We start from the raw sequence: 19,168 nt of genomic DNA on the forward strand, positions 1-19,168 counted from the left end.
TATTCCAGGAGGAACAAATGGAATAGAGCCAGGGGCAAGTATAATATCTTTAGCAGTAAAGTATTCTTCTCCCTTATCTGTCTTGACCATAACTTTTTGTTGACCTGCCATTTGCCCCCAGCCTTTAATCAAATCTATACCTAGACGTTTCAGACTGTTAGTCATGTCACCTCTAATTTTGTCAACAATGTTACTAGCATGAGAAGCTATAACTTGTCGGTCGTAAGCTACATTATCTAATTGAATACCCAGAGTTTTTAAGTGGTGAGTATCCCGTAACTCTCGAACTTTACCAGATGCTGCCAAAAGCGCCTTGGATGGTATACAACCTCGGTTAACACAAGTCCCACCCATTTCCGCTGCTTCTACAATAGCTGTTTTTAGGCCACAACTTGTGGCGTGTAATGCCGCACCATGTCCACCAACACCTGCACCAATAATTATTAAGTCGTAATCAAATTCTTGAGTCATCTGTTGTTTTTAAAACCTGTTTGTATGTTTGCAAAAACTATAATATTAGAAATTATAGGAATGTAGCTAAATATTTTATTTGGGATTTGTTTGAACTTAATTTGCTCTAGATCCCAGATTAACTTAATTCTTGACCAAAATAAACTGCAATAATTAAGTTGAAAGCACAAGGAGCGAGAAAATTAAGTACATAATCCATATTGGGAAACTATTCATTCGTGTCTGTATGAGCTAGCCTTGCATACAGACATTACTTCACTTAGTCTTTTTTTTTTTGCTGCGACAAACAAAACTTTTATAGCAGGGAACAGGCAACAGTTGGAAAAACATTTTCTAGTCTAAGATTGGTTATTAGTCTACGTCCTAACCAATTCTTTCTTAGCTATATGTTTATGATATAATGAGCCTAAAAAAACAAATCTCATTATTTCAGATAAAATACTGAAATCTATAAGTATTCAGTTTATATTACTATTTAGATAATGATTTCATTTGATTAAAAAGAGTTTATATAAACTTACTTTAGATACATTTTGAATGATAAATGGCTAAAAATAGCTTAAAATATTCATTGATTGTAGAGCAAATTTAAAAGCTCAACAAAGATAGTCAAAATTAATAATCTGATCGCTCTATAAAAAAAATCAAAAGCCCCAAATCATCAAAATATTAGCTATTAATTAATAATATAGAGCAGATTTAACTTTTGCTCCGGAAAGATATCTAGAAATAAAATATCTAGTGCAGGATGGCGGAAATAACTGACAAGTTACAAAATCCTAAAAGCCTTACTAAGCAATACTTTTGACTCTTAACTTTTGACTTTTAACTTCCGCGTAGCGGCACTAGACTCCTGCTGTTTGTATGCCTTTTTTTATATAAAAATAAGTTGAACTGTTAACAAGAAGATAACAAGGACAGAAATTAATATGGATAAAAAAGATATTCGTAGTCAGGCTGCAAAAACATTTGTTGATAGCTTTGAGAAACAATTGGATAACTCTCTTCAGGAACCCAACTATGAAAAGTCTAATTCCGATCTTCAAGATAGTGAAAAGTCCAATCAAAAATTTGGTTTATCAGAGTTAGAGGAAGCGATCGCTGACATAGACCAATATATGGAAACAAATCATCAAAGCCAACCATTATCGGAAGCGGATTCAGAATAATATAATAACCTATCCCACTATTTTTCACAGGCTAATTTGTTCAATTAAAATGTGTCTGAAAAGTTTAATCTTTAGTTTTTAACTATCAAAATATTTAGGGTTTTTAGCAAAAATCTTATTACTGGAATAGGTTCATAATTTACTAATTTGATTGAGATTGACGTTGACGTTGAACTTCATACAAAATTACTGCTGTACAGACAGCAACATTCAAAGATTCCACTTCGTTACCCAAAGGAATCTTGACAGAATAATCAGCCAACTCAAGTAAATCTTGTGAAATACCAGAACCCTCATTTCCTAAGATTATTAGTGTCGGTTTTCGTAAGTCAATCTGCCAATAGTTTATAGTAGAATTTGGTACTGTTGCTACAATTTGCAAACCTTGATTTTGTAACTTTAATACCTCGGCCTTTAAATTTTCAGAAATTGCCATAGGTAACTTAAACCATACCCCTGCTGAAGCTCTAACTACTTTAGGATGATATAAGTCCACACTATCTGCACTTAACCACAAACCATCTACATCTGTTGCCGTAGCTGTCCTGATGATAGTACCAAAATTACCAGGGTCTTGCAATTTGTCCAAAGCAATTCCCAAACTAGCAATTTTGACAGAATTTTTTGACTTTTGTGGTGCTATAGCTATTATTCCATCAGGATTAACTGTAGTAGTAAGAGACTTCAAAACCCTTTCACTTACTAATTCTATCCTTTGAGCTTTTTGAGATAATAATTCCCACAAAAATTGATGTCTTTCTTGCCATTCAGGCGTACAACATACAGTTAAAAGAGGATAACTTTTGTGGCAAGCTTCTTCTAGGATATGAGTTCCTTCTAATAAAAATAACTGCCTCTCCTTTCTTCCTTTGGATTGATGAAGCTTACGGATTTCCTTTACTAAAGGATTTTTTAAACTGGTCAGCACTACTTATATTTTTATCTAGTATTTATTACTGATTTTATTTGAGGAGTGAAACACGAGCAGGATATTGTGATTTTCCTACCCATTAGATTTTGATCGCTAATCAAGAAATACTCCATATACCTAATGCAGGATGGTAGGAATAACTAACCAGTTACAAAATTCTAAAAGCCTTACCAATCAATACTTTTGAATTTTGAATTTTGAATTTTGAATTTTAACTTCCGCGTAGCAGCACTAGATAATGCGGAACCCGGGACTTGAACCCGGAAGTCCTTGCGAACACTAGAACCTGAATCTAGCGCGTCTACCAATTCCGCCAGTTCCGCTAAATCACAATTTTTTATTATTGCCGATCTACTTCAATTTGTCAATCACTTTAAATTAAGTTTTTTTACTACCATATTTTTTATAACTAAAACTAATAAATATTAAAAATTACAAAGATAATTTTTAATCTTTTCAATTGTTACAAAAATTAATTAAATGCTGATTATTGAGAATATTCTCATTTATTTTTACCTATTTACGTTGTTTGGTTGATTTGGTATAATATAAACATTAATCTATAATCTTGCAGAGCATTTTAACTTCACACAAATTAGGGGTTTATAAGTCTTATTCCACCGTGAACTTTAACTGTATAGATGGTTATTTCACCAGCAGTAAATAGCTTTTTTAGTTTATGAAGCTTAACACTTTTTCCTGCTGTATTTGACTAAAGAAATTTTTGATGATAAGCAAAATCAAATTCTATCATAAATGTTGAAAGAGGACTCCCGTTATAACCGCGAGATTTAACGCTCAGAGTGTCAATTTGAATTACGAATATATATAGCTACGGTCTTCAGGAATCAACTTAACAGTTCTAAAAGCCGATTTATTTTCAGAGCTTAGTTTACAACTGATTCCTCAGCCTTAGCATAATTTTGACCATGCAGAGCCAATTTTTTCTAACTTAATGACTCTATCAACTATAAGGATCTGGCGATCGCGATTTGATAGCCATGTCTATTGAGTATAAAAAGAATTATCTTTTACCAGAAAAGAATAGGATGGCGAATAAACTCAGAAAAGTTAGTAGTATCTAAATAATCTTTAATAGTAGACTATTTGATTACCCAAAGAGTATTTTGAAAATATTAACTATTAACTTTAGCACCCAAATATTTAATTTAAGACTTGATAAGCCTGGAAATATAAGGTAATTTTTATTAGCCTGAATGGTGGAAAATTCCTGTTCAAAAAAATAATCTAGTTTTTTTTAGTTATAGGTTTGGTTAGTAGATAGAAATAGCTTTGGAATAAGGATTTATGACAACAACTAAATGTGAAAAACTTATCCCACTTTTCCTGTTCAACTAAATCTTATACTTCTATCTCTAATACCAATTTGAAAAAAGAATACTACAAAAAGGTAGGTATTGCTCAAATATGCTGAAAAATAGCTAGTTCAGTTAATTTTAGATAGTTATTTATATTGTTTTTCCCTTTTTTTCAATATTTATCCCTTCTTCCTTCTTTCCTCTTCCTTCTTTATTACTCCTACCATTTGTAACAAACATTTATCAAATTGGTATGACAACTGTTTACACATCCCAATTTTTTTTTTCATAAATCTGTTGTAACTTATCACCATATTTACTTTCTCCTATAAAAATGTCTTTAGACCTCAAAACGTTCTTCTAGAGATAGTGTTATGCTAGTCACTCCAGTTTTAGGAATATGACCAAAGATAAATTTAGCCTCCTCATAAATAATCACTCTGCTAGTTTTAATCAACTATAAATCTAAATAAGGTTTTAGCCTTTTTAAGTATCAAAAAGTGCAATATTTTAGGTGGTAATGGTTCAAAAATTTAGGATTTTGATCAAGAGTTGGGCAAAAAAATCAAGGGACGATTCTTCCTACTATATCCTCTATAATTCCCCGTTTATCCTGACTTCTACCCTTACCATGCACACTGATTCAGCAAACCCTAATTACTTATCGAACCGATTTACCAAAGAGGATGTCAAATAAAGAGTAGTAGAAATAAAAGAGATAGAATGAAGATAATTTCAAAAAAAACTATCTATGAAAATTGCTGAAAAACTTATCTTATCTTAGATATTGATATAAATCTAATGATTCTATTCTTAATGATGTTCAAGGAGTGTGATTTTTAAACTTAATTATTACTTAGATCGGGAAATACTTCTCGGACAGCAGGATGAACCAAAAAATGGTCTTTAACATTCAAACCCTTAGCCAAAGCCGGATTTTTTTCTAAAGCTTCACTCCCATAATGAGCCAACTGTAATACATAGGGTAAAGTACTATTATTCAGAGCTTGAGTAGCTGTCCAGGGAACTGCTCCAGGCATATTAGGCACTCCATAATGCAAAACTCCCGATTCCACATAGGTAGGATTTGTATGAGAAGTTGGACGTAGAGTTTCCACACAACCACCTTGATCCACAGCCACATCAATAATCACAGAGCCAGGACGCATCTGCCCTACCAAACTTTTAGTTACTAAAACTGGAGAACGACGACCAGGAACTAGAACTGCCCCTATAAGTAAATCGGAATCTACAATAGCTGCTTCAATAGCAGAAGAACTGCTGTATAACAAATCCACTCTAGAACCAAATAGAGTCTCCAGATAAGCTAACCTTTCCAAATTTATATCAAAAATTTGAACCCTTGCCCCCAAACCAACAGCAATTTTAGCTGCTTCTGTACCAACAATCCCACCTCCCAGAATCATCACCTTACCAGCCATAACACCAGGAACTCCGCCTAATAGTAAACCTCTACCACCCTGTTGCCTTTCCAAAAATCTCGCTCCAAACTGCACAGAAAGACGTCCAGCTATTATACTCATGGGAGTTAACAAAGGTAACTTATGGTCAGGTAGTTCTACTGTTTCGTAGGCGATCGCCACCGCCCCACTTTCAATCAACCTTTCAGTTAGCTTTCGGTCAGCAGCCAAATGTAGATAAGTAAACAGAATTTGTCCTGATTTGAGAAATTGGTATTCTGATGATAGAGGTTCTTTTACCTTCACGATCATTTCACAATTCCAAACATCTCCAGCATTTTGTAAAATTTTGGCCTTTGCTTGGATATAATTCTCATCACTAAAACCTGCACCCAACCCTGCTCCTGTTTCGATGAAAACCTGGTGACCAGCTTCAGTACATACCCTGACACTTGCAGGAGTTAGTCCTACACGAAACTCTTGATCCTTAATTTCCTTGGGAATACCTATTTCCATTCACAACCTCTATATTCTGTAGTCGAAAACATCACTGTATTCTGACCAGTTAAAATCTAACTCAAAATTAATTAAGCAGCTATTTATAAATAGATATAGGTCATATTTTCTCACCTATACACCGTATCAATATATTCCGGAGACATCTAATTTTTTTTTGCAACTTATATTAATAAATAGGATTTGTCAACCCCTAGACATCTGCTAACTTTCCAGTACAATCAGAAGCAAAAATGGAAATTAATAATTAGGTCATTGAGGGAGGATAGAGCCATCAATCAACCATCAAATTCAAAAGAGAACCCAAAATCATCTCCTATCAACCAGTCAATACTGAAAATTCATGGTCCATCTGATCTTAAAGGAAACATAAATATTAGTGGTGCCAAAAATTCTGCTCTAGCTACCATGGCAGGAACATTGCTTTGTTCAGGCATTTGTCGGTTACACCAAGTTCCCTCTCTGGCAGATATTAATAGAATGGGACAGGTTTTATCTGCATTGGGAGCAAAGTTAGAACCTGATGGTAATACTTTACATATAGATGCGAGTAACTTAGATACTCCTGAACCTCCTTATGAATTAGTTAGACAGTTACGTGCTAGCTTTTTTGTTATAGGCCCTATTCTGGCCAGACTAGGAGTAGCCCGCGTACCATTACCAGGTGGATGTGCTATTGGTGCTAGACCCGTGGATCTTCATGTTCAAGGTTTACAAGCTTTAGGAGCAGAAGTTCATATTGAGCATGGTATAGTCAACGCCTATATTACTGGTAGTAAAAAAAAGTTACAAGGAGCAAAAATATATCTTGACTATCCTAGTGTTGGAGCTACTGAAACATTAATGATGGCAGCAACCTTGGCTGAAGGAGAAACCATCATTGAAAATGCAGCTCAAGAACCAGAGGTAGTAGACCTAGCTAATTTATGTATAGCTATGGGAGCTAATATTATTGGTGCTGGCACAAAGAGCATAGTTATATCTGGAGTCCCCAAGCTACATTCTGTAGATTACACTATTATACCTGACAGAATAGAAGCTGGGACATTTTTAATCGCTGGTGCAATTACTAATTCAGACATAACTATTTCACCAGTTGTTCCTCAACATTTGAGTGCAGTTATTTCTAAACTCCAGTCAGTAGGAGTAAAAATCATACAAGAAGTACCTGGTAGTTTACACATTCTACCTAGTAAAAACCTGATTGCTACTGATATTGACACTCAGCCATATCCTGGTTTTCCCACAGATATGCAAGCTCCTTTTATGGCCTTGCTCAGTGTGTGTTCTGGTAGTAGTTCTGTTACAGAGACAGTATTTGAGAATCGTATGCGTCATGTTTCAGAGCTAAATAGGATGGGTGCTAATATTAGGGTGAAAGGAAATCATGCCATTGTAGAAGGTGTGTCCAAACTTTCAGCAGCTCCAGTAATTGGTACAGATCTTAGAGCTTCTGCTGCTTTGATATTAGCAGCATTGGCCGCAGAAGGAGAAACGACTTTTCAAGGTCTACAACACTTAGACCGAGGTTACGAAAAACTAGAAGTTAAACTTCAAAAGTTAGGAGCACAGTTGCAAAGAATAGATATACCTACAGAACATGAAATATTGCAGACTTCTGTCTAAGTTGATTTAATTTTTCATAATAAGGAATAGCTTGAAACTAATGGTCTATTTAATTAATTTTGATGGGTTAAGTACATGATCAAATTATGAAAAATAAGTGATTGTGACAATTTAGAATCTTATTGAAACTAACAAAATGGACTATTAGGTAGTTTATTTCTTTTGGTCGTCCTCAAAAAATAAGGGTGTGTTGTAGTTGTCAATGCATTACTAGATAGCTCTAATGTTATTCTCCAATTTTTTAGAGTATAGTCGATTATTTTTCACATATCAATATATTTTTGTATCAAGGTACATATAATAAATAGCTTTATTAAGTCTGGGTCTAACTGCGCGAGATGAAATGCAGTATCATTGCTTCAATAAATAACCAATTTCAACTACTTTATACCAAATTTAAATGAAGCTGCATAGAATAATATTTCAAGCAGAATTGACCGCAGGTAAGCCTAGATAAAGATAGATATATTTAATGAATTTCATCATTCTATGCAACCTCATATAAAACTGGTATTAGGAATACCAATTTTTGTTATAAATGTAGAAATCTGTAGAATTTTTTCAATAGTTACCTAGTGCTGGCAAACTTCAGCACTCAATATCAATACTTCACTTCTGATAACTTAACTTATCTTAGATAGAATGATCTGCTCGAATTTATCTTTTGATAAAGTACATTATAATTACTTTTTTAATAGACATCTCCAATCATAAAAAATAAAATTAATTATCGCACTAGATATATCAATTATCATTTTCTTTGTGGGTTTAATACCCCACCGTCTACACGGTGTTCAAAATTACTTGGGGTGAGAATCCCCATGTAATTTTCCTCCTGTCTCCTGTCTCCTGTCTCCTGTCTCCTTCTTCAATTCCCCCTACTTCCTACTCCCTAATACCTCTATTCTGCAGAGGTCTAATGGTATTGCACAGTGAGGAATAATTTTAGATTTTTGATGAACAAGATTTTGAATTTGAAAATTGCTGTAATGATTAATATTAGTTTTTTTAGTCAAAGTCTAAACTAATTTTTGGCAATATAATTCCATAATTTGCCACCATTTTTTAATGGTATCTAATACTAATTTGAAAAAAGTATTTTAAAAAAAATAAGGGTAGTAAGGACGAATAGCCATTAGTTTTATAGGAGATGTTCCTTTGACTAAAAAGAAGCGTTGCATATTTGTGGGATAATTGTATGCTTGGACAAAAAGGAAGTATGAAGTATTAAGGATGAGATTTACCTGTTCAAAAAAGATTCATCCCTTGATTCAGCAACGCCAAAAAGATAAGTTATGAACTCAAAAATGGAAATGGTATCTAAGCTTTTCATTCTGATTCCTAAAAAATCTCCTAGCTATTTGTAGCAAACATTTATAAAGTTGGTATAACTCTAGAATATCTAGTGATTTGTTTTACCTTTCTGTTGATGAAATTTACTTACTAAAAAAACAAGCGTTTTTAAATGATTTCCCGTCGCAATGAATACATATATTTAATCATGTAGACATTTTTTCTCTAGATTTTAATCATCAAGTTATTAACTTCTATTAACATTAAATTTATCTACTTGATAGTGAAAGTAGTTACTTTTAAATACATACAGAAAATTCAGTGGTATATGAGGTAATAAAGATTAACTATAAAGTACGGGCATATTTCCCGCCACACATGTACCTCATTGATTATGAAATATCCTGTATATATTTAAGCTTTTAAAGTTTTTAATATCCTTTTTGAATAAATGAACTACACCAAACCATTCTAAGTAGAAAATGGTAAATTTTGGGCGCTATGTATCAAATTATAAATTAGCTCAAAAGTTGGTATTCATTGCCTTGAGTATTTTTTTGATTAAAAATGTAACCTCTTTTTTTTAGCTTGCTCTACTTAATATCAAACTTAAACTAAATTTAGTTAATTTTTTTGGGCGACATAACAATAACTAACTAAAAAATAAAACTTTCCTTAACATTGAAACAGAAATTATTTTTCTCAAATTGTGCTAAAATCACAGTAACTATAGTTACTATTAACAAAATATGTCTTTGGCAACAATACCCTTAATTGGCTTGAAAGCAGATAATTTTCGGCATCCATTAGACTTAGAAGCAACTAATACAATCAAACAACTACCAGGCATAGATTTATTAGTTAGGCAATTATTAGGACCATTAGGAGAGCAATTTTTCTACATGGAAAATATTGCATCTAGTGTATTAGTAGGCGAGAATCAATTACCACATTTATACAAAATACTTTTAGATGCTTGCCAAACAGTAGACTTAGAACCACCACAATTATATGTTCGTCAACATCCTGTTCCCAACGCTTATACATTTGCCATGCGAGGTAAGCAACCTTTCATTGTTGTTCATACATCTTTGATAGAATTACTCAGCTTAGAAGAAATTCAAGCAGTATTAGGTCACGAACTAGGACATCTTAAATGCGAACATGGAGTATACCTTACTTTAGGTAATTTAATTGTACTGGCTGCTGGACAAATTTCGACATGGGGTGGTATTATAGCTCAAAGCATACAAAATCAAATACTAGAATGGGTCAGGTGTGCAGAATTTACTTGCGACCGCGCAGCTCTATTAGCAACACAAAACCCAAAAGTAGTTGCATCAGTTCTGATGAAGTTGGCAGGTGGTTCTCCGAGTATATCTGCTCAGCTTAATGTTGATGCTTTTTTAGCTCAGGCAAGAGCTTACAAAGAATTTAGTAATACGGAACTGGGTGAAGTTTTAAGGCAACTTCAAACAGCTCAACTAACCCATCCATTACCTGTATTGCGTGCTAGAGAAATTGACAGATGGTCAAGTAGTCAAAAATATCAGGATATCTTGCAAAATTTGACAAGAAGTGATTATAATAGTCAAAGTAAGGGCGGGTGGCGAAATTGGTAGACGCACCACACTCAAAATGTGGCGACTTCGGTCGTGAGAGTTCGAGTCTCTCTCTGCCCAGTTATACTAAAATGAGTTTATATTTGAAGATATGGCACAAAGGTTGAAAAGATGGGAGTCTCCTCGTTACCAGGGAAGAAATATTAAAGGCAGAGGAGGAAATGTTAGGTTAAGGCAAGTCAAAAAGCAACAACAGCAACTAAGAAAAAATCTCAAAAATCAGGAAAGTGGGAACCAAGGTTCCCATTTTTTATTTTTTTTTATAAAACTTTGATCGAACTTGATACATGATTAGTACTTATAACCCACATTCCGCATGACAAAATGTAGTACATGAACAGGGGAAAACTTGAGTAAGTATTTAGACTCAAGAAAAAAAAACCTCAAACTGTAATTCTAGACAAGAGGTGAAGATCAAAAAAGAGGAGAAAATGTCAATAGAAGTAAGTAACCTAGACCCAGATCGGATTAGTAGCAGGAATTATTGATGAGATTGGCATAGAAAAGAAAATTAATCAACTACGCGGGAGTTCAGTTACCAGAAAAAATAACAGGGGGTCAAGCAGTCAAAGGAATGCTTTTAAATGGGTTAGGATTAGTTGAATCTCCATTATATTTGTTTAGTCAATTTTTTGAGGGGAAAGCTATAGAACATTTAATTGCCCAAGGGGTGAAAGCAGAGTATTTTAACGATGATAGATTAGGAAGGGTATTATATCATGTCCGGTAGCATCGTTTGTGTATAGAATTAGGTTAAAATTGGAAGAAACCCTTCTGCCTTCCTTACCACCAAAGTCTAATTATTCAACCGGACATGATATTAGACCAACTTGATCGCACAGGATTAAATCAGATTTTCATGTCTGTGGTGTTAGAAGCAGTGAAAATTTTCAGAAGCGAAACCAGCACAGTCCACCTAGATTCAAGTTCATTTAGGCCGTCCTACTAATAGACCAACTTTACCCTGGATATTTCAATGTTTTCAGTCGATTTATTTATTGATTAATTCTGGAGTTAAGAGCATATCTAATCTCACTTATGAGCGTTTAGAGTTATTGAAGTTTTTTCCTCCAAGTTGTCAAAGATATAGCAATGAGCGCTCAGGTATTTACAATGTCCAGCTCAAAGTGCACTCTAGAAAAGGTGTACAAAAAATAATGTGTAAATATGCCAGCGCACATTGCTATACTATCTACTCAGTGGATAAACTTGAGATGAAAACAGGTATAAGGCCCAAAAACATCAACAATTGAATAGCAGTGTAAAATTAAGCACTTGGCAATTATTAAAATGCGATCGCTAAGGGTGATAGAAGGACTTTGGCAATTTTTGGAGATGTCTACTGATGAGTTCCGGCAACTGATGTCATTCTCAAAAGCATTCATGGAGTACAGCAGGAATAACAAGCAAGTTAAAACCCCTGACAATCAGCTTTTTAGCCAACATCATTCCAGAAAAAATTAGGGTAGGGATTGATCATTAACCTCTTGATTTGCGTTGGCGGAGCAAGTGCGGCAGCTACATCGCCTCCTACTATTTATGATTAAGTCTAAATACTTACTCAAGTTTTCCCCTCTATGTGTGCTACATTTTGTAGTGCGGAATGTGGGTTATAATCATTCCAGAGACTAAAACTTTTTTCTCAACTTCTAAGTATCCTGACTTCTTCTTGAATTGTAGAAAATGTCTTACCTTATGCTGTGGCTTTAGACTGTCCACATATATTTTTTAGGATTAATGGCTTAATATAAAATCCGGTTATAGAGTATGTGTTTATCATTATATTTACACTTCAATCTTCCCATCTCTAATTAGGGGATAGCCCCAATCAAGAAAGCTACTTTATATTAGGAACTTGACTAATTTTTATCAGAGCTTGGGGGTATGGCTGATTATTTAATTTAAGGAAGATGCTTTTTATTTCTACTTAGAATTGGTAGTTGTGGACGAGAAGAATTAGGAGGCAAATAATATTCTGGAACAGGAGTAGCTCGATCTATCTGAGAACGCTTTAATAACCAGAAACGTAATATAATTGCTAGTCCTACTGTACCTATGCCAAAACTAAATAAAGACCAACTTGTCCCTAAACCACCAATAACAGCATCAACCGATCCTACTGTTACAAAAAAGCTTGCTACAGGATCTTTTCGATAAGCAGTTTTTAAGATTTTTGGCCATAAAGCGTCGATCATAAGCTTAATTTGATACAACTTAAATTTACTCGTAAGTTTCTTGAATTTCAAGGAATTTAGCTAATTATTTAATAAATTCCCTTTATCCTCTTATAGATATGTATAACTAACTATACTGCCGTATTAAACTTTAAATCAGTAAATTAGTTTTGATTTTTTCTTAAATATTCAATATTGAGCAATTAATACAAAATTATAATAACCTGGTATTTCGCCAAAATTACAATTCATATATTGAGATTGCCAAGGTGAATAGTGGATTAATTGCTACATAAAACTAATTCTCACTCTAGGAATAGTCTAGATTAATGCAGTATAATTGCAAACTAGATAGAAATTGTTGGTAAGTTGTTGACAATATTAGGCTTACCAACAACATGACTTTACCATATCTTTATTTTGACACTCTCACCGTTAAATAAGTGCGATTATAACGTGAGATTCTTGTATCTTAGATTCTTAACTAGGTAACAAATCAAATAAACTGAGTTTTACCCCCACTACTACCATCTCCAGAAGCTTTTTTGCTCCGTCTTTACCCTGAGATTACCTGAGCGCAGGCGGTGCGCTTTGATCGAGCTATATGTCCCATGGCTATTGATAGGATTATAACGCCAAAAATGTGCGCGCGTATTGCTCAATTATTTTTCTGGTTGAAATTTATGAGGGGCTGTCTGCGTACGTTTCCCGCGCAGTTTATAGACCCCGTATCACCGTTAAATAACTGCGATTATAACGGCTCGATCTCTTTCAACATTTATTATGATACATAGACTTTTGTATTGGTTTAACCTCTATCCCTATTATATATAGTAGCTCTCTATAATTTAGGTATAGCTAAAACTTTAATTGAGACCTAACCAAGATAGTAAACCTTCTCCAGTCAAGTATTCAATTGCCAGAGTTAATACAAAGCCAATCATAGCTGCTCTACCATTCAGACGTTCTGAATATTGGTTAAAACCGAATTTTGGTTCATCCAGATTCGGTTTCGTAGTAGGTTGTGGTTGTGTCATAATCAGTAGGTCTCAAATTTAATAACGTTTACAAATAGAGTTGTTTGTTTACAATTCTTAAATATATTTTAAAAGGAGTTGACCTAGAGTCAACCATATTGCCAAAATTTGATCGAATATCCACAAAAAGCCCCCGCTGTAATCCTTAATTCAGAATCTTACTGGGAATATCAGTCCAAATCTTTCATGTTGCTCAAATGTCGGCATAAATGCTACAGTCTTAAATATATTTAGGCCACTGGTCTAGATAGTGTCAACGCCAGTCTATCATTGGGGAAACTCTAAGAATGTTTTGGCAAGTCTTTAGGAGCGCACCTTTAGACCAGACAAGATGAATCTGGTCCGGTCGGTGCACGAGAAACAAAAACCACCTATAGCGTTTTCTCTCAAGGGCAACGTCGTGAGTATATCAAAGTATTGACAATACATAAGCATAAATATGTCAAACTTATCAGACCTACCAACTGCTGTTAAACAAGTAGCTAATGCACTCCGGTTCGGCGGATGGACTTGTTTCTGGTCCCAACTTGCATTGGGGGTAATTTCAGGCTTCATGTTTTTATTTGCTGCTTTCATCTTACCCAATCAAATGGATGAAGCAGGTGCGGGAGGTAGCCTCTTTTTTCCAATTTGTGGACTTGTGGTACTAGGATTCAGCATCTTCTTGTCATTTCGTTACACTCGCTTGGCAAGGAAATTACGAGTGCCTACAGATTCTTCAAGGCCAAGCAGGGCAGATACAACTCAACAAGTGAAAAGGACTTTAATTACGAACTTGGTTGGGATTACTCTAACTTTATTAGGAGCAGAAGCAATTGGAGGTATTTTATTAGGCGAATCTTTAGTTATGGGAGCGTCTATGTTTAACTCTACAGAACTAGAAAAATTTACACCGGATATTATTATACTGTTGGGTAATACTCACATTATTGTGGCTCATTTTATCGGAATTGTCGTAGGACTATTTTTACTAGATCGGGTTTATAAGTAGTCAGTAAAATTGCGTTTTTACAGCGCAATTCATTTAAGTAGACTACAAAATTATTTTGGGGCATGGGAGTAGCGATGCGACCCCGCATCGCCGTTAGCTTTAGCTGATCCATAAGAGGCATTTAACACTGGAAGAAGTAGAGGTAAGGGAATGCTTACCAAGAGAGAAACCAGGGAGTAGGCAGTAGGAGAATGCTTTGGCTACTGTAGCCTATCTGTTTGAAAACTCCTATAAACTATATTCAAGAATTATTTGAGAAAAAAAATTGTATATTCAGTTATGGTTTTGTAGAATTGCACTTTCTATTGATACTTTAACTGGATTATTAATTTGTAGGTAATTAATCTATCTATAAAATTTACATAAAATTAATGACCTTATTAAATTTAAATTGCAAAAACTATTTCGCAATAGATAAATTAAAGGTTACTCGTTAGAAAAATTTCCCAGTAAAAAAACTGAAATATTTGGAAACTTGTATAAAAAACAAAAATTAAATCTTGGCACTTTTTATATCCGGAATCAACACAAAATTCCAGAATAAATTACTTAGATTACTCCTATTAATATATAAAACTCAAACCCCAAGATGGAATTAAAACCTACATCTGGCTATAGTTTTTCTGGTCATATTCCTATAGAAATTTGTCAAGATGATTGGCGATCGCTACTGAGTAATATCGAAACTGAAACTTATACTAGCCAAGTATATAGTGTAATGTTGACTGACATAAAAACTTCTCTAGAAGAAGCAGTAGCTCAAAACCAAGCTCAAATCAAAGTGTTAGGACTAGAAGCAATAAAACTCAGCCTAAAAAACTTGACTAGAACATTAATACCAGAAGAAAAAACATCTTCAGCAGACCCAATTGACTCTCATTCTTACCATACGAATGAGCAGAAAAAAAGTATTAATTACCAACAAATGAATCAGGAACAGTTAATCCAAAGTCATCAAAATCAGCCTCAAACACACATGAGTACTAACCTAACTACTACCGTAGAATCAGACATTACAACTGAGTCAACCTTAGTATCCATAGATTCCCACAATATGGAAACTAATCTCTCAGAAAATAACCAAAACTCCTCAGAAGAGTTACCACTAGAAAATAATCGACGAAAACGGAGAAAAAAACTTACAAAAGCAGAAAAAGCAGCCTTATTAGTTCAAGAAAGAAATACATATTTACAGCAACTAGGGGAAAAACTACAAAAAGCACGAAAAATGCGTTGTTTATCTATGAAACAAATTCATAAACAAACCTTTGTACCTCTTCATTATCTAGAAGCTATAGAAAAAGGCCAAACAGATGAACTACCAGAAGATATATATCTTCGAGGATTCATCTTTCGTATAGGTAACGCTTTAGGATTTGATGGAGTAGCTTTAGCAGAAGCTTTACCTATGTCCGATCCACTTCAAAGCTTAATACCATCTTGGTCTAACTCCAATAAGGACATTGGATTAGGTATAGGTCCCATTCATCTATATATAGGTTATACAGCTTTAATGGCCGGCGCAGTAGGTGGACTAAGTTGGATGTCTCAACAACCAAGTCCAGGAGCAAATCTCACTCCAGATAAATTAGACACTCCTGATTCAGTTGCTCACTCAGATAAACATTTAGAAACTACTCAAACACCAGGATTAAAATCTACTAAAGGTAGTGTAGTTGTTGGTTCTGATGTTGCTCCACCAGAAACAATGATTTGAAGAAGGAGTCAGGAGACAGAAGACAGGAGTTCAATAATTAGGGTTTGCTGAAAAAGTCTTTTTTCAGGAGTAGGGGAGTAGGGCAGTAGGGGAGAATTTTTTTGCCCAACTCTCGCCCAAAATACGCTCCTTTTTGAGCATGAAGAGCTGAAAACCAGGTACTTTTTCAAGACCTAAAAAATCTAAAACCTTTACCTGTAAATGCTTTGAGATTTATTCAACCAGCCCTAATTAATAATTATTAATTATTAATTATTATTGAAAACCCATAGGATTGACTCAAAGGAAAATTTTTTCTCTTTTGGTCGATTGGATATGGCGAGGAGATCGCCATCCCACCCTACGGGAAGCTCCGAAGATCGACCGCTTGTTTCTACTTTAAAGGAGAGGATTTTTACCTTAATTATTCGGTTAAGAGGGAGGATGTGGGGAGAAATAATACAAAAAATTCAACACTCCTTCTTCAGATTTTTCCTCAAAATTGATGTGCGAAAATACTTGACTACCATAATTATATAGCTATCAAATGGGTTCTATACCCCATAAGGCTTCCATCCGATGAGCAAAGCCAAAAAATTCTACTGACTCGGTCCTCTTGAGGACTGACTTCCAGTCGTTCGCGCAGCGTCTCCGTCAGGAGAAGGCTGTTAACATTTAATTACAAGGTTATCTCTATGTACTACTGTGTCAGATCCTGTATAGCCCAAAATATCAGGTATATCTTCTGAACGACAACCCAGAATTTGTTGCAATTCAGTACTGCTGTAGTTCACAAGTCCCCTAGCTATTTCCCCACCTTCTTCATTGCACAGTTCTACAGCATCCGATGGATAAAACTCTCCTTCTACTTGAGTAATACCAGCAGCTAGTAGAGATTTACCAGATTCAGAAATTGCTTGAACTGCACCCATGTCCAGATACAGCTTGCCCGAAGGTACTAAAATATTGGCAATCCAATGTTTGCGGGCATTTACTGGTTGTGGTTGAGGTTCAAACTGAGTCCCAATGGATTCTCCATTCAGAATTTTTAGTATATTAGCAGGAATTTGGCCATCAGTAATGACGGTTCGTACTCCTGCTGCTGTGGCAATTTTGGCAGCTTCAATTTTCGTAATCATTCCACCAGTTCCCCGTCCACTAACAGAATCTCCAGTTTGAACTTGAAATTCTTCGAGTTGTTCTATTCGCTCTACTAAGGTAATGGGTAAAGCATCTGGATTATTTCTAGGGTCCGCAGAATATAACTTGTCAACGTCGGTTAATATAAATAACCAATCAGCTTCTACTAGACCAGCAACTAAAGCTGATAGAGTATCGTTGTCCCCGAATTTCAGTTCTTCCACAGCAGTAGTGTCATTTTCATTCACAATTGGGACTACATCCATTCGTAACAATTGTTGAAATGTATTGTAAGCATTGACGTAACTACTACGTCGTGCAAGCTCGCTCCTAGTCAGTAATATTTGAGCCATTGTTTGTCGCAAAGATGTAAACAAGTCTTCGTAAACTCGCATTAGTCTTCCTTGACCCACTGCTGCTACTGCTTGCTTCATGGCAATATTACGAGGTTTTTCAGTTAGTCCTAGGCGATCGCAACCTACACCAACTGCTCCAGAAGAAACCAAAACTACTCGATGTCCCTGAGAACGTAGATTGGTAATAGTCTCGATCAAGCTAGCAATTGTGGACAAGGCCAAATTTCCCGATTCAGAACGAGTCAGACTGGAAGTGCCTATTTTAATTACTATTGTTGTCATCGAAAAATATTGAACTAATTTTTGATTGCTTCGATTCTTAGAAATTACCTCAAAATTAGAAAACACCAAACCCTTAATAAACAAGAGATTGGTGTTTTCAGAATTTTATATTTAAGGCCTTTATATTTGCTGGCCTCAATTTAATATTTATTAGATTCTATTATTTCATACAGCTTTAGTAAATTTGGAAAATCGTAATATTTTCTTTATATTTTGGTATGCTTTTCAAGTACAGTAATAGTCATACTAATAACATACTAATTTTTATACCAATTCCTTGAACAAGGCAGAAGGCAGCGGGAGCTGCGGGAGCTAAGTGCCGCTACGCGCAAGTCAAAAGTCAAAAGTCAAAAGTATTGATTGGTAAGGCTTTTAGGATTTTGTAACTGGTTAGTTATTTCTGCCATCTTGCACTGAGGGGAAAATTGCTGATGGATAGTCAACGACAAGCCACTTCGTGTCTTATAACCCCAAGCAATTTTAAGCACCGCAACTGACGGTGGGGTATTAAACCCGCAAAAGAAAAGATCAAATATTGCTAAAGTCACGATACAGGGAACAGTGGTGCGACCCCGCGGAGTGTTACAGACGCACCTGGTAGCACAGTCCTTTAGAGGATATATCTGCAAGGGAACCCGTGACAAAAACAACTTCTGTGCGGGTGATTTGGTGTTTGTCTTGCTCCTAATTACGCGTTTAGGTTCTACTTTGCATTTGCGAACTGAAAGTATTCCGGAACAGAAACCACCCCTACTGACTTGGTGATTTGGTTCTGCTTTGCATTTGCGGACTGAAAGTATTCCGGAACAGAAACCACCCCTACTGACTTGGTGATTTGGTGTTTGTCTTGCTCCTAATTACACATTTAGGTTCTGCTTTGCATTTGCGGACTGAAAGTATTCCGGAACAGAAACCACCCCTACTGACTTGGTGATTTGGTGTTTGTCTTGCTCCTAATTACACATTTAGGTTCTGCTTTGCATTTGCGGACTGAAAGTATTCCGGAACAGAAACCACCCCTACTGACTTGGTTACTTTGTTAACTACCTCAGAAAATTTACCAACTCAAATAAATGACAAAGCCGTTCCCTTCTGGAATCTGTCCTCTTACCGAATAATTAATA

The 19,168-nt window shown here is 35.2% G+C and carries 12 protein-coding genes and 2 tRNA genes; 7 read left to right on the forward strand and 7 right to left on the reverse strand.

Going from position 1 to position 19,168, the window contains the following annotated elements:
• Positions 1 to 471 (reverse strand): FAD-dependent oxidoreductase (locus tag F6K06_RS10480; protein WP_287323231.1); only part of this gene is annotated, 471 nt, incomplete at its 3' end.
• A gap of 929 nt (positions 472 to 1,400) precedes the next feature.
• Here F6K06_RS10480 and F6K06_RS10485 point away from each other — a divergent pair.
• Positions 1,401 to 1,640: a hypothetical protein gene (locus F6K06_RS10485; protein ID WP_124146151.1), complete on the forward strand. Its 240-nt coding sequence runs from the start codon at positions 1,401 to 1,403 to the stop codon at positions 1,638 to 1,640.
• Between the two features lie 142 nt (positions 1,641 to 1,782).
• On the opposite strand, the gene F6K06_RS10490 is transcribed toward F6K06_RS10485, so the two are convergent.
• From F6K06_RS10490 to ald, 3 genes are all read right to left on the reverse strand, one after another.
• The gene (locus tag F6K06_RS10490) at positions 1,783 to 2,568 is read right to left on the reverse strand and encodes an RNA methyltransferase (RefSeq protein ID WP_124146152.1); all 786 of its coding nucleotides are present in this window, start codon (positions 2,566 to 2,568) and stop codon (positions 1,783 to 1,785) included.
• A 242-nt stretch (positions 2,569 to 2,810) separates the two neighbouring features.
• A tRNA-Leu gene (locus F6K06_RS10495) sits at positions 2,811 to 2,894 on the reverse strand.
• Between the two features lie 1,841 nt (positions 2,895 to 4,735).
• Complete coding sequence (gene ald / locus F6K06_RS10500) at positions 4,736 to 5,827, reverse strand: alanine dehydrogenase (RefSeq protein ID WP_287240726.1); 1,092 nt, start codon at positions 5,825 to 5,827, stop codon at positions 4,736 to 4,738.
• A gap of 255 nt (positions 5,828 to 6,082) precedes the next feature.
• Here ald and murA point away from each other — a divergent pair, with 255 nt between their 5' ends.
• From murA to F6K06_RS10525, 4 genes are all read left to right on the forward strand, one after another.
• Entirely contained in the window at positions 6,083 to 7,453 is a 1,371-nt protein-coding gene (gene murA, locus F6K06_RS10505; RefSeq protein WP_375340271.1) for a UDP-N-acetylglucosamine 1-carboxyvinyltransferase, read from the forward strand.
• 2,042 nt (positions 7,454 to 9,495) lie between these two features.
• Positions 9,496 to 10,368 (forward strand): M48 family metallopeptidase, encoded by an 873-nt coding sequence (locus tag F6K06_RS10510; protein ID WP_124146155.1) that lies wholly within the window; start codon positions 9,496 to 9,498, stop codon positions 10,366 to 10,368.
• Positions 10,347 to 10,428: transfer RNA gene (locus F6K06_RS10515), tRNA-Leu, on the forward strand. Before F6K06_RS10510 ends, F6K06_RS10515 begins: the two co-directional genes overlap by 22 nt.
• A gap of 487 nt (positions 10,429 to 10,915) precedes the next feature.
• Entirely contained in the window at positions 10,916 to 11,098 is a 183-nt protein-coding gene (locus F6K06_RS10525) for a DUF4277 domain-containing protein (protein WP_275670410.1), read from the forward strand.
• Between the two features lie 1,171 nt (positions 11,099 to 12,269).
• On the opposite strand, the gene F6K06_RS10530 is transcribed toward F6K06_RS10525, so the two are convergent.
• A complete protein-coding gene (locus tag F6K06_RS10530) occupies positions 12,270 to 12,563 on the reverse strand; it encodes a hypothetical protein (RefSeq protein ID WP_375339391.1) in 294 nt (97 codons plus the stop codon).
• Positions 12,564 to 13,408: 845 nt separating this feature from the next.
• Positions 13,409 to 13,579 (reverse strand): hypothetical protein, encoded by a 171-nt coding sequence (locus F6K06_RS10535; protein ID WP_124145945.1) that lies wholly within the window; start codon positions 13,577 to 13,579, stop codon positions 13,409 to 13,411.
• A 439-nt stretch (positions 13,580 to 14,018) separates the two neighbouring features.
• Here F6K06_RS10535 and F6K06_RS10540 point away from each other — a divergent pair, with 439 nt between their 5' ends.
• Both F6K06_RS10540 and F6K06_RS10545 read left to right on the forward strand, forming a co-directional pair.
• Positions 14,019 to 14,570 (forward strand): DUF3611 family protein, encoded by a 552-nt coding sequence (locus tag F6K06_RS10540; RefSeq protein ID WP_124145944.1) that lies wholly within the window; start codon positions 14,019 to 14,021, stop codon positions 14,568 to 14,570.
• Positions 14,571 to 15,159: 589 nt separating this feature from the next.
• Positions 15,160 to 16,287 carry a helix-turn-helix transcriptional regulator gene (locus F6K06_RS10545; protein ID WP_124145943.1) on the forward strand — a complete coding sequence of 376 codons (1,128 nt, stop codon included), beginning with the start codon at positions 15,160 to 15,162 and terminating at the stop codon, positions 16,285 to 16,287.
• Between the two features lie 647 nt (positions 16,288 to 16,934).
• Here the strand turns inward: F6K06_RS10545 and proB are convergent.
• Positions 16,935 to 18,044: a glutamate 5-kinase gene (proB, locus tag F6K06_RS10550; RefSeq protein ID WP_124145942.1), complete on the reverse strand. Its 1,110-nt coding sequence runs from the start codon at positions 18,042 to 18,044 to the stop codon at positions 16,935 to 16,937.
• Between the last annotated feature and the right edge of the window lie 1,124 nt (positions 18,045 to 19,168).

The sequence above is a fragment of the Okeania sp. SIO1H4 genome, assembly GCF_010672695.1.
GTDB lineage: Bacteria > Cyanobacteriota > Cyanobacteriia > Cyanobacteriales > Microcoleaceae > Okeania > Okeania hirsuta.

Bases quoted from the DNA above. Each gene is read 5' to 3' on its own strand.
- F6K06_RS10485 (WP_124146151.1), top strand. From the start codon at position 1,401: ATGGATAAAAAAGATATTCGTAGTCAGGCTGCAAAAACATTTGTTGAT.
- ald (WP_287240726.1), bottom strand. From the start codon at position 5,827: ATGGAAATAGGTATTCCCAAGGAAATTAAGGATCAAGAGTTTCGTGTA.
- F6K06_RS10510 (WP_124146155.1), top strand. From the start codon at position 9,496: ATGTCTTTGGCAACAATACCCTTAATTGGCTTGAAAGCAGATAATTTT.
- F6K06_RS10530 (WP_375339391.1), bottom strand. From the start codon at position 12,563: ATGATCGACGCTTTATGGCCAAAAATCTTAAAAACTGCTTATCGAAAA.
- F6K06_RS10535 (WP_124145945.1), bottom strand. From the start codon at position 13,579: ATGACACAACCACAACCTACTACGAAACCGAATCTGGATGAACCAAAA.
- F6K06_RS10540 (WP_124145944.1), top strand. From the start codon at position 14,019: ATGTCAAACTTATCAGACCTACCAACTGCTGTTAAACAAGTAGCTAAT.
- F6K06_RS10545 (WP_124145943.1), top strand. From the start codon at position 15,160: ATGGAATTAAAACCTACATCTGGCTATAGTTTTTCTGGTCATATTCCT.
- proB (WP_124145942.1), bottom strand. From the start codon at position 18,044: ATGACAACAATAGTAATTAAAATAGGCACTTCCAGTCTGACTCGTTCT.